General features: G+C 38.7%; 12 protein-coding genes. 7 read left to right on the top strand and 5 right to left on the bottom strand.

Annotated elements, in window-relative coordinates; all coding sequences use genetic code 11:
- Positions 1-100 precede the first annotated feature (100 nt).
- Positions 101-2,773, top strand: coding sequence for a sigma 54-interacting transcriptional regulator (locus D9X91_RS12735; protein ID WP_121681012.1), 2,673 nt, complete (start codon positions 101-103; stop codon positions 2,771-2,773).
- A gap of 175 nt (positions 2,774-2,948) precedes the next feature.
- On the opposite strand, the gene D9X91_RS12730 is transcribed toward D9X91_RS12735, so the two are convergent.
- Positions 2,949-3,824: a helix-turn-helix domain-containing protein gene (locus tag D9X91_RS12730; RefSeq protein ID WP_158598313.1), complete on the bottom strand. Its 876-nt coding sequence runs from the start codon at positions 3,822-3,824 to the stop codon at positions 2,949-2,951.
- Between the two features lie 607 nt (positions 3,825-4,431).
- Between D9X91_RS12730 and D9X91_RS12725 the strand changes: the two genes are divergently transcribed.
- Positions 4,432-5,139: a hypothetical protein gene (locus D9X91_RS12725; RefSeq protein WP_233569786.1), complete on the top strand. Its 708-nt coding sequence runs from the start codon at positions 4,432-4,434 to the stop codon at positions 5,137-5,139.
- A gap of 59 nt (positions 5,140-5,198) precedes the next feature.
- On the opposite strand, the gene D9X91_RS12720 is transcribed toward D9X91_RS12725, so the two are convergent.
- Together D9X91_RS12720 and D9X91_RS12715 are read right to left on the bottom strand one after the other, a co-directional pair.
- Positions 5,199-5,579: a hypothetical protein gene (locus D9X91_RS12720; RefSeq protein WP_121681010.1), complete on the bottom strand. Its 381-nt coding sequence runs from the start codon at positions 5,577-5,579 to the stop codon at positions 5,199-5,201.
- A complete protein-coding gene (locus D9X91_RS12715; RefSeq protein WP_121681074.1) occupies positions 5,572-5,754 on the bottom strand; it encodes a helix-turn-helix transcriptional regulator in 183 nt (60 codons plus the stop codon). The genes D9X91_RS12720 and D9X91_RS12715 overlap by 8 nt, the downstream gene beginning before the upstream one ends.
- Before the next feature lie 171 nt (positions 5,755-5,925).
- Between D9X91_RS12715 and D9X91_RS12710 the strand changes: the two genes are divergently transcribed.
- From D9X91_RS12710 to D9X91_RS12690, 5 genes are all read left to right on the top strand, one after another.
- Complete coding sequence (locus tag D9X91_RS12710) at positions 5,926-6,822, top strand: S8 family peptidase (RefSeq protein WP_121681009.1); 897 nt, start codon at positions 5,926-5,928, stop codon at positions 6,820-6,822.
- Positions 6,812-7,225, top strand: a complete 414-nt coding sequence (locus D9X91_RS12705) for a disulfide oxidoreductase (RefSeq protein WP_121681008.1) — start codon at positions 6,812-6,814, stop codon at positions 7,223-7,225. The genes D9X91_RS12710 and D9X91_RS12705 overlap by 11 nt, the downstream gene beginning before the upstream one ends.
- Positions 7,222-7,674, top strand: a complete 453-nt coding sequence (locus D9X91_RS12700) for a thioredoxin family protein (protein WP_121681007.1) — start codon at positions 7,222-7,224, stop codon at positions 7,672-7,674. The genes D9X91_RS12705 and D9X91_RS12700 overlap by 4 nt, the downstream gene beginning before the upstream one ends.
- Before the next feature lie 497 nt (positions 7,675-8,171).
- The gene (locus tag D9X91_RS12695) at positions 8,172-11,354 is read left to right on the top strand and encodes a DEAD/DEAH box helicase (protein ID WP_121681006.1); all 3,183 of its coding nucleotides are present in this window, start codon (positions 8,172-8,174) and stop codon (positions 11,352-11,354) included.
- A gap of 417 nt (positions 11,355-11,771) precedes the next feature.
- Entirely contained in the window at positions 11,772-12,662 is an 891-nt protein-coding gene (locus D9X91_RS12690; RefSeq protein WP_158598312.1) for a helix-turn-helix domain-containing protein, read from the top strand.
- A gap of 113 nt (positions 12,663-12,775) precedes the next feature.
- Here D9X91_RS12690 and D9X91_RS12685 read toward each other — a convergent pair whose 3' ends face one another.
- Together D9X91_RS12685 and D9X91_RS12680 are read right to left on the bottom strand one after the other, a co-directional pair.
- Positions 12,776-13,288, bottom strand: coding sequence for a M50 family metallopeptidase (locus D9X91_RS12685; protein ID WP_148709075.1), 513 nt, complete (start codon positions 13,286-13,288; stop codon positions 12,776-12,778).
- A gap of 4 nt (positions 13,289-13,292) precedes the next feature.
- A complete protein-coding gene (locus D9X91_RS12680) occupies positions 13,293-14,285 on the bottom strand; it encodes a BtrH N-terminal domain-containing protein (protein ID WP_158598311.1) in 993 nt (330 codons plus the stop codon).
- Positions 14,286-14,618: the final 333 nt, after the last annotated feature.

Raw genomic sequence — 14,618 nt, 5'->3', positions numbered from 1 at the left:
TGTGTCATTTAGTGTGTCAGGTCATTGTAGATCATCTACTAATTTGATAAACTAATTCCAAATAAAGTAAATGACAGAATAATAGGAAAGGAGGATTTACATGAACAGACAAACGCGAATCTTTCAAGCGATCAAGGAAATGGGAGCGGATACCGGGGCAACAGCAAGTCAAATTGCAAGGAACCTGCAGCTTGATCGGGCAAATGTGAGCCATGATTTAAATAATCTGTATAAGGAAGGGAAATTGAAAAAGAGCAAGGGCCGACCGATTTATTTCAGCTTGGAAGAAAACGGGGACAAGGACCATATTTTATCCAAGATCGATACATTCACACAAAAGAACCCGAGCCTGCATGTGGCAATCGAGCAAGGGAAGGCAGCGATTTTATATCCTCCGAAAGGGTTGCATACCATTATCATGGGAGAAACAGGGGCAGGGAAATCGATGTTTGCCAGGATGATGCATTCTTTCGGGCTGGAATCAGGAAGATTCTCCAATGATTTCGTTTCCTTTAACTGTGCCGATTACTCGAATAACGCCCAATTGCTGCTCAGCCATTTGTTTGGGGTGAAAAAAGGCGCCTACACGGGAGCTGTCGATCAGGAAGGATTAATCGAAAAGGCGGATCAAGGAATACTTTTCTTGGACGAGGTCCATCGCCTTCCTCCAGAAGGACAGGAGATGTTTTTCAAGTTCCTGGACGATGGGACTTTTAGAAAATTGGGAGAAGCCGATCAAGAAAGGTCGGCAAAAGTGATGATCATTTGCGCGACCTCCGAAAACGCACAGTCGTCCTTGCTGCAAACGTTCATCAGGCGGATTCCCATGGTCATCACCATCCCTCCGCTAAGGGAGAGATCGGAAAAAGAACGATATGAAATGATCAAGGACTTCTTCAAAGAAGAAGCGATCCAGCTTGGGAAGGAAATCTTTGTATCCGCGAATACCCTATATTCTTTCTTATACTACCCTTGTCCAAACAACGTGGGACAGTTGAAAAATGATATCCAGCTCGCCTGTGCGAGAGCCTATGCCGATTTTATCACCGAGAAAAAAGAAAGAATCCAAATCAACAGCACCGATCTCAATGCTTATGTAAGGGAAGGACTTGCCTATAGGGATAATAAGCCGGCTATCCAATTGAATCACCGCTACTACATATTCAGCAAGCAAGCAGAAGACGCCCCTATGATCGAAGACCCTTTTGAACAAACTCAAAATATCTACGATTTAATCGAAAGAAAGCATCACGAACTAACTGACAAAGGTCTACCTAAAAATGAGATTAATACATTGATGGACCACGAAATCGAACAATCCTTCACTCAATATATAAATTCCGTCAAACAAAAACTGGATACAGCAGACCTGCTCAAGGTCATTGACGTGAAATTCATCAAGCTAAGCGAAAAGATCATCCAATATGCCGAGGAACGCCTTCAAAAAAGATTCGATAATAAAATCACACTGGGGTTGGCTCTCCATATCCATACTTCCATTGAGCGATTGAAACTAGGAAAAGAAATCATGAACCCGAAGCTGAACTCCTTAAGAACTTTTTATAAACAAGAATTCTGGGTCGCCCTGGAAAGCTTGCGGTTGATCGAAGAAGACTTGAAAGTCAATTTGCCGATAGACGAAGCGGGCTATTTAACGATGTTTTTCAAATCGGAGCACATGGGGCTTCCGGAAGAATCCCGTGAAAAAGTTCCTGTCATCGTGATGATGCATGGAAACAGTACAGCCTCCTCCATGGCCGATACCGTCAATCAATTGTTGAATGAAAACTATGCAAGATCGATCGATATGCCGCTTCATATGAGCACGGCTGCCGCTTATGAATCACTGAAAAAAATGGCTCTTAAGATAAAAACAAAATCCGGATTGCTCCTGCTTGTCGATATGGGATCGCTCGTATCGTTCGGGGAAAAACTGCAAGAAGATTTAGGTGTGCCTGTCAGAACAATCGATGCGGTCAGTACACCACATGTGTTGGAAATCGTGCGAAAAGCCGTGCTCGGATATTCATTGGACGAATTATATGGAGAGCTCATGACAGCAGACTATCAAGTGGCCAAAAATCCGGTGAATCATGACCAGCCTGCCAAACTCGCCATTGTGACGGCCTGCCTTACCGGCCATGGAAGTGCGAAAACCATCAAGAACGCCCTGAAGAAGTACTTATCCTATGACAAAAACAACTTCGAGTTCATCTCCATCAACATTTCGGAGAGAACCGAAGCAGCAAGACTCATCCACACATTGTCGAAGGAGAAAAGAATCGTCTGCATCGTCAGCCATTTTCACCTGACAGATCAATACCCTCAGTTTTCGATAGAGGATGTCGTAAGGTTAAAAGGAATAAAAGAAATCCAAACACTCGTGGACCAAGAGCAAATCTACCTCTCCATGGAAGAGACGCTCCATCACCACTTGGAAAAACTCGATGCTAGAAAAATCGTACCCGATATCCGCCGATTTCTTGAAACCGTACAAGAACACCTGAACACTACGATCAACAAAAATGATTTAATCGGCATCGTCCTTCACATCAGCTGCATGCTGGACCGACTCAACTTAGATGAAAACCCAGTTTCCTATTCCGAAAAAGCCACATACATCGAAAACAACAAGCAAATGTTCAACACCCTGAAAGAGATCCTCATTCCTCTAGAAAAAAAATACGCCTTAACCGTCCCCGACGACGAAATATGCTACATCATGAACTTTTTCGAATGGGCATTGGAAGAAAATCAGGGAGCCAAAGGGTGACAGGCACCATCCAGAAAATTGAGATGATTAATCAAGAAAGGAAAAAGGGACAATAGGAAAGATGCTTGTCCCTTTTATGGTCAACTCTATAAAGTCTTGCTCTCTATTGTATCCATTCATATATTGGCCACATTAATTATATGTTCTAAGTGCGTTTCTCTCTAATGAACATTCATTAATATAGTTCTCTAATTTTCTTTTTCGTTGCTTCTAAATAACTAAACCTATTTTCAATTTCAAATATATTCACAGCTTTATTAAAGGAATTGTAAGCCTCTTTAACTTGACCAAGACTTTTCAAGTTTTGACCGGTTTCATAATGGAGTTCCCCTAATAAATACAAAGATTCTTCTTTGATGCATACCGCTATACCATCATGACAATAATTTATAGATTTTTTATGTTCATTCAATTTATTTAAAGACTTTGCCGTTCCATAGCACATTCTTACCCAGACTTTAAAATCTGCAGGTTCGAGCAAAGAATTAAATTTACTAAAAGCTTGATTATACATTTTTACTGATTTTTCATATTGTTGTGTTTCATTATATAAAATTCCAATACTATTTAAGATTTCAATGTCAACAATTGCTACAATTTCATTTTTTTTATTTAAATGAAGAGCTTTATCAAGAGTAATCAATGAATCTTCAAGATTTTTTGTAAGATAATAATCCGAAACTCCTTTGTGCCATAGTAAAAATTTTTGTTCCTTTGGATTACTAAAAGATGGATTATCAAGGACTTCCTTTACAATAAAAGAGACTTTCTTATAATCACGCTTTCGAATAGCTTTCCTAATGCGAGTTTTCACTTCTGATAAATATTGATACTGGTCATTATAAGCAAACTCGTAAAAAAGATTTACATCCACACCTAATCTGTTGGAAATTTCGTACAATGTTGTAGATAACGGAATTACCTCTCCTTTTTCGATATTACTCATTTGAGCCTGCGAAATAATTCCTGCAGCTAGTTCTTTTTGAGTAAGCCCAATTTTTTTTCTAAAGAGTTTAATCTTTTCGCCTATTATTTCTTCTTTTGGTTTCAAAAATAAACACATCCTCAAGATTATTACTATACTTATATTTTATTATCTATTTTCAAAAAATGGAAATTATACAATCAAATATACTCATTATTATAATTGTTGTTTTCTTCCATGGTATTGTATTATAGGTTGGAAAGGAGGAGAGATTATGAAAAAAACTCTACTATCTATACTTGCGATTGGAATAATTTTATTACCAACCACACCGTTTCACCATGGTATTAAAATTAATCTGCCCATAACCAACGATCTTCCAAATCAACATTAAAATAAATACTATGACCATTATTACTTTCATTAATTTCCCCTTCAAAGCAAGCATAAAATAGACTTCATTGAGATATGAAGACATTAATGCAGCTATGAGGGGGGTTTTTTTATTGCAAAATAAAGATAATATTTCAATAGTTTTCTAAAAATGCAAGTTAATAATGATCAATCTATAAGCAAATTTAATACACCTATTTATATCCATTCATTTAATATTTAAATTTTTTGTAAAATGATTCAAATTACCTATTATTTATAACTCTATTAATATCTCCTTTTTTAAAGAAAAAAACATGGTAACTTTTTACATGTACTTACAAAAAAAGGAGTGGTTTGAATGAAGAAAGGAATTTTCACCCCAATCGTTAAGGTTGCTACAGTATGTGCAATGGCATTTACTTTTACAGCGACTACTTTTGCTGGAAATGTTGGTGCGGCTGAACCAGGAGTAGATGGAGCTTCAATGCAAGTTTCATCAATTGTCGAGGAATATAACGCACAAACGGCTGACGTAAAAGACAAAGAAAAGAAGGATCTCACGAAGATTACCAAGAAACATCTTAAAGACTATGATTTAAATTCATTAAAAAATAGTAACCTTGATTTTCATGACGCTATTGTAAAATCACTAGATGGCGGTGGATATTTTGTAAAAGTACCTTTAAAAGGTAATTCTGATGTAGAAAAATTCAATGGTGTTTCTGTTACGTTTGACTCCAATAAAAAAGTAACTTCTACACTTGAGGTTACATTAAAAGAAACAAGTAATGATGCCGCAGAATTAACATCTTGGTTAAATGGAAAAAAAGTACAGGAAGTACAATTCGAAAAGCCTGATGTTCAACCACAATGGTCCTTCTCATATTTTAATGATTGTTTGTCTAGCCAAGGAGTTTCGTGGGCAGTTATTGCTGCATTAGGATTCTTATGTGGAGCTGCATGTGTCGGTACAGCAGGAGCTGCTTGTGCTCCATGTCTATATGCTGGTGCAGCTGGTTCAGGTGGGACAATCGGCTATTGTCTCGGAAAAGCATTGAGACATTAATTTTATTGTTTTTTCAAGTTACTATAAAACTAAAAGCTTCCTGCGTAAGCAGAAAGCTTTTAGTTATTTTTTGCAATTACAATGGCGGAAATTGACGATACAATAATCGAAATTGAAATAATTACCTGGATAATGGGAACTGCCCCTAAACTAATTATGCTTGTTGAGGCAAGTATAAGAATGACTGCCACTACAATGCAAAGAGTAATGAAAGTTACTTTTACAGCTTTTTGTTTGATAAAAGCTGATCTTTCATCTTGGTCTTGCATATGTGGTAATACCGCAGCACAAGAGAATGATAAAACTGCTAAGGCAATCATTATCAGTAAATTATAATTAAATCCATGATTCGTTGAATCCATTATTAACGCAATCATCATTATTCCTGCTAATAAAGTAAAAAATGATCCTAAGCCTAGAAATGAAATCCTTTTATTCATTTTTTTCCTCCTCACTGAAGACAAAGATGTCTTCAATCTGTCGATTAAATATTTTGGCAATCTTCATTGCTAATGGCAAAGATGGGCAATATTTCCCTTTTTCCATTGAAATTATGGTTTGCCTGCTCGTTCCTGCTTTTTGAGCTAATAATTCTTGTGACATATTTAACTCCATTCTTAAATCTGGAATGTTGTTATCAGGTATACATTTTTTCAATACATATTCACCTCACTTAGAATTATTTACCTTTATAATCCCATTATAATGTAAAGCACACTTTACTGTAAAGTGTTTTTTACAGTAAAGTGTGCTTTACATTAATTTTTTCAAAAAGGAGTTTTACATATGAAAAAAAAATCCCTTATTATAACGGTTTTATTACTCGTAGCTTTCTCTGTGGCATTTTTCATAGGCACTAAATATTCTCATGGTGAACAATCTATTAAATTAATTTCAGGTAATAATTATTTTCCTTATAAAGGGAAAACTCCTGACATCGGAATAATTGATACTGGTATTCAAACCACCCATCAGTACTTAGAAGAATCAAATATTGACCAATATTACTTAGATGATCTTTCTAAAACCTCACAACAAATGCACGGAACAATGGTTGCCGGTATTTTGGCTAGACAAAATAAAGGTACTGGAACTTTACCAAATGCCCATATTATTTCTATCCAAGCGGGTACAGATATGGGAATGACATCAAAACAATTAGCTTCAGCTATATATTTAGCAGTAAAAAAGGGCGTTAAAGTATTGAACATTAGTATGGGAACTACAAAAAATGAACCTATACTTGAAGAGTCAGTATCTAATGCCATCCATCACGGGGTCATCATCGTAGCTTCTAACGGAAATAAAGCTAGTGAAAAAAAGTACTATCCCGCTTCATATAGTGGGGTCATCAACGTTGGAGCAATTGCAGGCAATAGCAAAGTAATTAATCCTTCTGATATTGGAAAAGTAGATATCTTTGCACCAGGTAATGATATTAAGACAATCATGCCAAATAGAAAAGAATTAATAAAATTTGATGGAAACTCAGCTGCAACTCCACTTGTTGCCAGTGCAGCAGCATTGATAATTAATGAAAATCCTAATTTAGACCCTGAAGAAGTTAAAAAAATTATCATTCAAACAGCCAAAATTAATAAGGAAGATAACCAATCGATACCCGTACTTGATGTGAGTAAAGCAATAAAAAGAGCAAAAGAGGAAAAAAAGAATGAAAAATAAGGTAAATATTCTCTTTGTAATTTGGGTGATTTCCTTTTTTGCTACAGCGGGCAGCCTCTTTTTCTCTGAAGTAGCTGGATATATTCCTTGTGAATTATGTTGGTATCAAAGAATTTTAATGTACCCGATGGCTATCCTAGGAATCGTAGCCATTATTAGAAAACAGTCCTTTTTTACACATTATGCTTTTACTTTATCTATTATTGGTTCGCTGATTTCCTTATTTCATTATGGCCTACAAAAAGGGGTGTTCCCTCATTCAGGGACCATGTGTAACCAAGTATCCTGCGCAGGACAATATATAAACTGGTTTGGTTTTATTACTATTCCATTTTTAGCATTAACAAGCTTTTTAGTCATCTCCATTATTTCGTTCATAAATATCAGGAGGGGAATACAATGAAAAAAATATTACTGATATTTTTTAGTACAGCACTCCTATTTGGGTTTGGATCTTTCTATTTCAACGGACAAACAAAAGGATCTGATATATATGGAAAAAAGAATCTTCATCCCGAAACAGTAAAACAATTAAATGATCCCAATTATCAAAACATTATTCAACCGAAAAAATTATTGCAACAGCTGAAACGCAGTAATGAGGATACATTTGTTTACTTTTATAGTTCCTCCTGTAAATACTGCAAGGAAACTACACCAATTATGGTTTCCGTTTCAAGAAAATTAAATATAACCGTTTATAAATATAACTTATTAGAATTTGAAGATGGATGGGGAAAATATAATATTGTCGGCACCCCGACCTTAGTAAAATTCAGAGGAGACAAAGAAATAAAGAGAATAGAAGGATTACAGGATAAAGATGAGTTTAAGAAGTTCTTTTCAAAATAACTCTCTTCTTTTTGGCCTAGTTAATTAAAAAAGGAGATAGTATTCATCCGTTTTCTTGATGGATACTGTCTCTTTTTTTCCTCCACTCGATCTGTTTAAGCTGGTTTGGTGAATACAAATGTAATTTGTGATTGAAAAACCATAAAACATGATGGAATAATCCCCAAATATAATGGGTATGCCCTGAATCACTCTAAGCAACATCCCTCCTATTCCCAAGAATAAACTCTAAGTGATGGTGTTTTCTGAATAATCACCAACAATGGTTCTCTCTTTTTTCGACAACCTTCACATACTTAAATGGTTTCAAATCCCTCCCGTACTTCATTCCTCCCCCATTTAATCAATCGTTTGATGAAGAAATCCCCTTGTCAATTTCCAAGGAAATAGCTCGAATGGTGTTAGAGGTTTTTAAATAACTCCACAAAAATAGTATAATAATCCTTATGAGAACCAAGGAACGGATTGAAAACATCCCCCAGGAAGGAGCAGAAAACGTGGATATCAAACTATCGATCAAGACCATCAAAGAAATGTGCGGCGAAGTCTCCTTCAAACGGGGTGAAGCCTTTTACCGCGCTAATAAAGTGACGATCAATGAATATACCAACGACTTTTGTGAAGCGACCGTTGCCGGGACGGAAGATTTTCATGTGTCAGTTAAAAAAGAGGCAAACAGTGGATTCGCAGCGACATGCAGCTGCCCTTCGCTAGCTTCGTTTGACCGTGACTGCCAGCATATCGCAGCAGTCCTTTTAGCGATATATTATCTCCAGAAAAAGAGTCCAATTTCTGCTGAAATCGCACACGGCAGAGATCACAATGCCGATGATCATCTTGCGCAAGGCTTGCTGACACTCTTTGATGACAAGCAGAAACGAACGAGCGGCGAGCAGCTCCACTTCGAGGATAGACAGATTCTTGAGGTTGGCTTCACATGCCAGCTCCAAACTGCGGAAAAGTTGATCGGGATCGGAATGAATATGGAAGGGTTCCCCATCAAAGATATACGAGAGCTTTTACGGAGCGTACAAACGTTAGAACCCATGCGAATTTCGGAAACATTCACATATAATCCGTCCCGTCATTGTTTTAAAAATATTGATAATGAAATTATTCAGCAGCTCATTTCAGCGCTGGAAGACGAAAAAGCCCGTAATGAGCATACTAGGTATAAAGAATCCCTGCTCACGCTCTCCCCTTCTTACTGGGAAGAGCTGCTGCCGCTTTTAGAACAAGCCCAAACTTCACTCGTATATGCCGGAGAACAGTTTGATCCACTGGAAATTTCCCCAGAGACGCATTCTTTACGGTTCGAATTCTCCAAGGGAAACGGCAAAAGCTATAAGCTTCATGTATACGGACTAACACGTTTGATCGTCTTGAAATCCTACAATACAGCGCTTTACGAAGGAAAGGTCTATCAGCTGAAAGTCGATGATTGCCAAAGGCTTTCATACCTTGCAAAATTGACCGCACAAGCTGGAACAAATGCGATTCCAATCTCCCAAGAGCAAGTCGGATTCTTCATGGAAAAGGTCATCCCGGGACTGAAGAAATTCGGCCGGGTCGATATTGCGCCTGACATTGCCGAACAGCTAAAGAAGACACCCTTGATGGCGAAGCTGTATTTGGACCGGGTGAACAACAGGCTCCTCGCCGGGCTGGAGTTTCATTATGAGAACCTCGTCATCAATCCGCTCGAAAATCGGGAACTCCCGACCAAGTCGCTGATCATCCGCGATGTGGAAAAAGAAGATGAAATCCTCAGCCTGATGGATGAATTCTTCGGGAAGACGGACGGCGGCTACTTTCTTCATAATGAAGAAATCGAGTATGAATTTTTGACGTATATCGTCCCGAAACTGCAAAAAATGGCGCAGATTTATGCGACCACAGCAGTACGGAATCGAATTTTCAGGGGGAATGCCAAGCCTCGGATCCGGGTGAAGGCACAAAAGGATCGGATCAACTGGCTGGAGTTCAAATTCGAGATGGATGGCTTCGCAGAGAATGACGTACGCGAACTGCTCCAGGCATTGGAGGAAAAACGGAAATATTACCGCCTCCCCAACGGCTCTCTTTTCTCCCTTGAAACAAAGGAAATTCAGGAGCTTAACCGTTTCTTAAGCACCGTTCCTGAACAGATACAAGACCTAAGTGATGGCATAGAATTTCCGCTTTCCCGTGGCTTGCAGCTGCTTGATACGGCCGACGAATCAGAGATTTTCAATTTTGAAGAATCGTTCCGTGATTTTCTAAAAACGATAAGAAACCCTGGGATCTTGGAGTTACCGGTTCCGGATAGCTTATCCGCGATTCTCAGGGACTATCAAATCAAAGGTTTCAACTGGATGAAGACGCTCGCTTACTACGGTTTCGGGGGAATATTGGCCGACGACATGGGGCTTGGGAAAACGATTCAGGGCATTGCCTTTCTTTTATCAGAACTTGGCGGCATCCGTGCAGGAAAGAAACCTGCCCTGATCGTCTGCCCATCTTCGCTGACATACAACTGGCTGAGCGAACTCACCCACTTCGCCCCTGAAATCGAAACGATTGTTATCGACGGAGCGAAGCAAGAAAGGGTGAAGCTGCAGCGGGACCTATCCAACGTCGATGTCGTCATTACATCCTATCCTTTGCTTCGAAGCGACGTGAAGTGGTATGAAAAGCAGTCGTTCCATACCGTTTTCTTCGATGAAGCACAGGCATTCAAAAATCCGGGGACGCAGACGGCTCGCGCTGTGAAACAGCTCAAGGCCGACTACCGCTTCGCCCTCACTGGAACGCCGATCGAAAACTCTTCAGAAGAGCTATGGTCCATTTTCCATGTCGTATTCCCAGAACTATTCCAGGGATTGAAGAATTACAGCAACCTTTCCAGAAAGTCGATTGCCAAGCGGATCGGGCCATTTTTGCTGCGAAGGCTGAAAGAGGACGTCCTTGCAGAGTTGCCTGAAAAGGTGGAATCGGCTGACTCTGTGGAACTGCTGCCCGAGCAGAAGAAGCTCTACACCGCTTACTTGGCGAAGCTGCGCCATGATACGCTGAAGCACCTGGACCGGGACACGCTCCGAAAAAACAAGATCAAGATCCTCGCTGGATTGACGAGGCTGCGACAGATTTGCTGCCACCCCGCCCTCTTTGTCGATGGGTACACCGGTACATCCGGTAAGTTCTTGCACTTGATGCAAATCATCGATGAATCCAAGCATGCTGGCCGCAGGGTATTGATTTTCTCACAATTTACGAAAATGCTTGGCTTGATCGGAAGAGAGCTGAACGGACAAGGACAAGACTATTTCTACTTGGATGGCCAGACACCTTCTGCCGATAGGGTGGAGAGGTGCAATCGCTTCAATGCCGGCGAACGGGATCTCTTCCTCATTTCCATGAAAGCCGGTGGAACAGGGCTAAACTTGACAGGCGCCGACACCGTCATCCTGTACGATACGTGGTGGAACCCAGCTGTCGAGGAGCAGGCAGCGGACCGTGCCCACAGAATGGGACAAACAAATGCGGTGCAGGTCATCAAGTTGGTGGCCCGGGGAACCATCGAAGAAAAAATGAATGAACTGCAGGATAAAAAACGGGATATGATCCAGGAAATCATCGAGCAGGATGGTTCATTTTCATCGCTGACCGAAGATGATATCCGGGAGATTTTGATGGTATAAAGGGTGACAGGCACCATCCAGAAAATGGATGGTGCCTGTCACCCTTTTCATTATATTTATTAGTCTCAATCAATGCCTTGGGCCCATGTCTTCTTCAGAGTTTATCGGTATTCCAATAGACTTGGCCAATCCAGTAACGGTTTGATCAACAAGATGGAGTGGTGCTGTAGTACCAGCAATTAATAGAAGAGATAAAACTAAACCTTTGATATGTTTCATAATAATATCATTCCCCTTTATTAAATTATTGTTAATAGTAGATTATCAATTATTTAACTTTCATGTTTTTTGACTATGTATTGATATTCTAAAATGATTGCAGTTAATTTATAATAAAAGGACAATATCCTTACATATCCATAAACATAGTTATATTATACCATTACATTTGAACTATTTAATAATGGAGTGATGTCATTGCTTATTAGTGAATCTATAGGATTTAAGATTAAAAACTTAAGAGAATACTTAAATATTTCACAAAAGAGTTTATGTGAAGGGGTTTGTTCCCAAGCATATATCAGCTTGGTAGAAAAAGGAGATAAAAATATTTCAGCAGATATTCTTTTTAAACTATCACGCAGACTAGGCGTAAACATTAACTTTTTCTTCGAATATTATGAGTCTCAACGAGATGATTACATACAAATAACGATGGAAAATATACGTTCTGAGGTTAGCAAAAGGAATTATACTCAAGTAAGATCATTAATTAAAAATGAAAAGTATAATCCATTGTTTTCTTCGAGTATGCATGTACAACAATTTTTTAAATGGCATGAAGGAATCTGTGAATTTCATTTAGGCGAGGACAGGGATAAAGCACTATCACTTATGGATGAAGCTTTGGGAATGGAATATACGACTAAAAACAACTATTCTGAAAGGGAATTGGAAATATTATTGAGCAAGGCCATAATCGTGGCGGAGAAAGATATTCTTGCTTCTATAGAAATATTTGAAGAAATCATCCATGGATTGTCACTGATCCTTAGAATTAGTGATAATAAAATCCCAATCAGGATTTATTATAATTATTCCAGGATCCTTACGAAGAATAAAGAATATGAAAAATCAAATCAATTTGCCAAAAAAGGAATCATTTTAAATAAGAAGCATCATTTTATGTACTTACTGGGCGAACTATACTTCCAAATAGCATTAAACTATCAAAAATCTAAAAATTTTATACGTGTCAAAGAATATTACATTTTAGCTGAACAGGTTTTCAACATTTTGAATGATGAACAATCAAAAAATATTCTTTACGATGTATTTAAAGACATTCATGAAATTACCACTCCTTGAGGCTTTTGATTTAAAACTGACCTTGCACTAAATTCCATGCGAATTCCATCATGTTTTCTGGTGGTCCAAAATAATAAGGCGACAGTTTTTATCTAACTGTGTCGCCTTTACCATCAATTTTTAAATACATGGATAATATTCTGATAGATTTGTTTTCCGTCGCTATCGAGATCTGTCCCAGGATACTTCATTGGAATTAGTGAAAAGAAGCATTGGACGCTGAGAATACCTATCGTGATTAGCCATGGCCAATCATCCAGTATGGTTATCTTGGCAACGCCAATCATCAATCCTAGCGTAAGGAGGATTGTGACTATCGGCCCCCCTAACAGGACCAAGATTCTTTTGATGGCATGCTCATCGCCAATCGGCTCTTCCCATATGCACCATCCTGATACGAAGAACCAGATACCTATATTCAGTTGGAAATCTCCAGTATCAATGAAAGTTTTAGTCTTGCCACTCCCGATTTGAATTTCTTTCAACTCCCAACCCACTGCTTTCGCTGTCAATCCATGGCCAAGCTCATGGAGGAATATAAGAAGACTAGCGACAATGACTGTCACTGAACATTTCAATAGAAAGAAAAACATCAAAAATATGATATGTACCAATTTTGCTTCCACTCCCTTAACCCACAGCTGGAGCTTTCAACAGTTCTTTCAATTGCACAAAACAAGCTTCCTCTTTCTCATAAATATCATGTAAGCGGTCTGCAGCTTGGTTCAATTTAAAGGAAGTTCCCCTTCTCGCTGCTTGAAGCAAAATAGAAGAGAATTCATTCCATCCATCGATACTGGCTTGAAACCCGCTGATCACATCTTCACATCCAGAATAATCATCTCCATATTTCCGATGCCAAGTTCTTAAAAAGTCTATATATAGATTCCTGAATGCCGCCCCTCCAGAGCCGCGCCTTTCGATCATTTCATATAGGGTGATCGAGAAATATTTCCACGTCTCAATTCTATTCCACTTTCGAATATCATCTGCAAACGCTTCAAATGTTTCCCTGCAATCTTTCAACAGATGATACGCATTCTGTTCGATGGCTTTTGCATACATGCTTGCGTTTTGTAGTAATGGCAACTGTTCAACCGGGGCCCATTGATTCGTTTTAAAAGGGAATCCTGGAGCGTATGAAGACATCGCCCGCTTCAAGCTGCTTAATTTTAACCGTTGTATGTCCGGTTGGTTCACGTCCACCAAGAAAACTTCCTCCGAGACGTCATCATAACCAATAATCACCATGGAATGCCCGCCAAACAGGGAATTGGTTTGATAGTAGTCCAGATATTTCAAATCAGCTATAACGATAACCGGGATATTCCGATCGATATAAGAACGTATTTCATTCCACCTGAAGACTGGGCCAAAACGCCATTTAAACGGAATGTCCATATTTTTGAAGAACCCGCTTTCCAAATCGAGTATCCTGCCCCCAAAGAGACGAATCGCAATCGGTTCAGATAAATTAATATATACCGCTCCAAGTCCACTTGATAACCCGAATATCTCTGCCTCTGATAAATCATGGCCATAAAATTCCCCTATATCCCTGAGTGATTTTGAGGCACAATGCATTCCCGGTCGATTTGGAAAATCCATTAGAATCCTGGTCATGTTTTCCACTCCTTTTCTCTTTATGTTTGGCTCTTTTCTCATACATTGTTGCTTTAGCTCATAAGGTAGGGTTGTTTATACAAAGTTTCAACCTCAAAATAGCTATTTTTACGTTAAAATCGGCATTAGGATTTTAACAATATTCTTTACGAAAACAGCCTTATGTGTATGAAAAACATGGCTGTCGTCATGAAACAGCCATGTTGAATGTGTGACTATATTAATTAAAATACTTTGAGGGAATTTATATTATTTAGTGATTTGTGTATCGCAGCATAGCCAAACGCCAGCTTTTTTTACAGCTTTAGTTTCCTTCACTTGTTTGATTTTCAA

The organism is Falsibacillus albus, from assembly GCF_003668575.1.
Taxonomy (GTDB): Bacteria; Bacillota; Bacilli; order Bacillales; family DSM-25281; genus Falsibacillus; species Falsibacillus albus.
The sequence above is the reverse complement of the archived record's forward strand: the minus strand, read 5'-3'. Positions and strand labels throughout refer to the sequence as shown.